Annotated in this window: 1 protein-coding gene and 1 pseudogene; one reads left to right on the top strand and one right to left on the bottom strand. The window is 67.5% G+C overall.

Annotated features, from left to right (window positions below; all coding sequences use genetic code 11):
• Positions 1-1,265 (bottom strand): serine protease (locus FMQ63_RS37040; RefSeq protein WP_228556575.1); only part of this gene is annotated, 1,265 nt, incomplete at its 3' end.
• 295 nt (positions 1,266-1,560) lie between these two features.
• Here FMQ63_RS37040 and FMQ63_RS37045 point away from each other — a divergent pair.
• Positions 1,561-2,343: pseudogene (locus FMQ63_RS37045) on the top strand (hypothetical protein); the annotation flags it as partial.

Genomic DNA, 2,343 nt, shown 5'->3' on the forward strand with positions numbered 1-2,343 from the left:
GGCGGCGGCTCACCGTTGCCGCCGGGGTTGGGGCAGTCGGCGGCGGGCAGCGCGCACTGGGGCAGGCTGGTGCCCAGGTGGCTGATGACCGCTTCGATGGGCACGCCGCGGTTGGGGCAGTTGGCGCAGTGGTGCAGGGCCACCACCAGGTTGTCCGAATGGCCGATGACGGGCGAGCCGGAGGAGCCGCCCTGCGTGTCCGCGTAGTAGCCGATGTCGTTGGGGCCACCGGACTGGCAGGAGGCCTCGTTGCGGCTGTAGATCTCCGCGAAGCCGGACTCGTCCCGGGCATCCGTGGAGCGCACGGCGATCTTCTTGCCGTGGCCGGCCGGGTGCTGCGGCAGGTAGATGCGCTCGTTCACCACGGCGCCGGACGAGCGCAGTTGGAGGTAGCCGTAGGTGTTCACCGGGTTCTGGGACAACTGGATGAGCGCGTAGTCACGCGGCGCGTCCACCTTCACCAACGTGCCGCCCGGGATGACGTTGCCCGGACAACCGAACCAGCTCGCGCAGCTCGTCGAACAGCTCGCGCCTTCCGCCATGAACTCGTACTGGGTGTTCTGCGCTTCGCTCGCCGTACCGACGCAGTGCTGGTTGGTCATCAGATGGCCCTGGCTGCCCACGAGCCAGCCCGTGCACGCACCGGAGCCGTTGATGAGCAGACGCGCGACTGGACGAGCGCGGCCGTAGAGGGTGGGGTCGCTGGAGGCGTAGCAGGGCGCCCACTGCGTGTCGTCCGGGCCGCACAGCGCCTTGTCGTTCGACACGCCCATCTCCTCGTTGGTGTAGCCCCGGGCGTACCGGTCGATGGAGTAGCCGTGCTTGTTGAGGATGCCGCGGCGGTTGACGCTGTCGCGGCTGTGCAGCTCGATGATGGCCGTCTCACCGGCAATGTGGATGGCCCAGAAGCCACTGCGCGCACCCGGGTGCGAGTTGTCGTAGCGCCACGACCGGGAGTTGTCCGGCGAGCGCACCACGACGAAGTCGCCATCCTCCAGGTCGAGCCGCTCGAAGTGGGGCGCGATGTACGCCGCGCCCGCGTGGGTGATGACGTCCGTGTGGATGGGGCCGTCAGAGGCGCGAATCTGCGTGATGGCGTAGGGGTGGGTCGTCTCGAAGCGACGGAAGACGTCCTCGCCCACCTTCGTGAGCCGCTGTGACGAAGAGGAAACTTCTTCCTGCTGGCAGACCTCATCGGAGGCCAGCGCCGCCGGCGCCCCCGTGAGCAGCGCGGTGACAAGACATGCGAGTGGGATGCGTTTCATCGATTCTCCTGAGAGTGAAGCCCTGGCGGGTTTGACTGCACTCTCAGTTATATCTTGAGAAACTGGCAATTCCGTGTGATTGCCATGGGTTCCGTGGCTGGAACGGTGTGGTTGGAGATTTTCCGTTTCACGGTGAGTGTCGGTTTTCCGTTGCGGCATGGGGTTTGGGCCAGGGCCTTGGTTTCACTCGGCGCAGGTGCCCGTGGCGCCGGTCGTGCGGCCTGGCTGGCATGCCGCGGCCATGCGGTGGGAGGGGCGTCTCAGTCGCTGAGAAGGCGTCTAGAATCGGCCGGACATGGCCGAAAAGCTCGGAGCGATCCTGGTCCGCAAGGGCCTCATCACACAGGCGCAGCTCGACGAAGCCCTCCGGGCCCAGCTCATCTACGGCGGAAGGTTGGGCTCCAACCTTGTCGAGCTGGACATCCTCGACATCGACACCCTGGCCATGGTGCTGGGGGAGATGTGCCGCTACCCGGTGGCGCAGGAAGCGGACTTCGTGGCGGCACCGGACGCGGTGCTGCAACTGCTTCCCGCGGCGATGGCGGAGAAGCACCAGGCCTTCCCGCTGGAGCAGGAAGGCCGGCGGCTCAAGGTGGCGATGGCCAGCCCGCTGGAAATCGAGCACGCGGATGCGCTGGGGTTCATCACGGGTCTGCGCATCGTTCCGTACGTCACGCCGGAGCTGCGGCTGTTCCAGTTCCAGGAGCTTCGCTACGGCATCAAGCGCGAGACGCGTTTCATCCAGATGACCTCGACGAAGCGTCCGAATCGGACCGCGGCCGTGGCGCCGCCCGTGGCGCTCCCTTCGATGCCCTCCGCGCTGAGCATGACGCCTCCACCTCCCGCGCCCGTGAGAGCGGAGCCCGAGGCGGAAGGGATGTTCGGTGGGCTCGCGCCCGGGCAGTACTTGAGCGGCGATGACCCGGACACGGAGCCCGAGGATTCCGGCTCGGTCCGGTGGGAATCGGCCATGTCGGGGAGCTCGCATCCGTTGGACCCGCTGGCGTCGTCCGCGCCTCCGGTGGCGAGGATTGATTTCGGGGAGGACGGCGGGAGGCGGGGGGGGACGCCCGAGGTG

Origin of the sequence: Myxococcus sp. CA005, assembly GCF_006518205.1 — a bacterium.
Classification (GTDB): Bacteria; Myxococcota; Myxococcia; order Myxococcales; family Myxococcaceae; genus Myxococcus; species Myxococcus xanthus.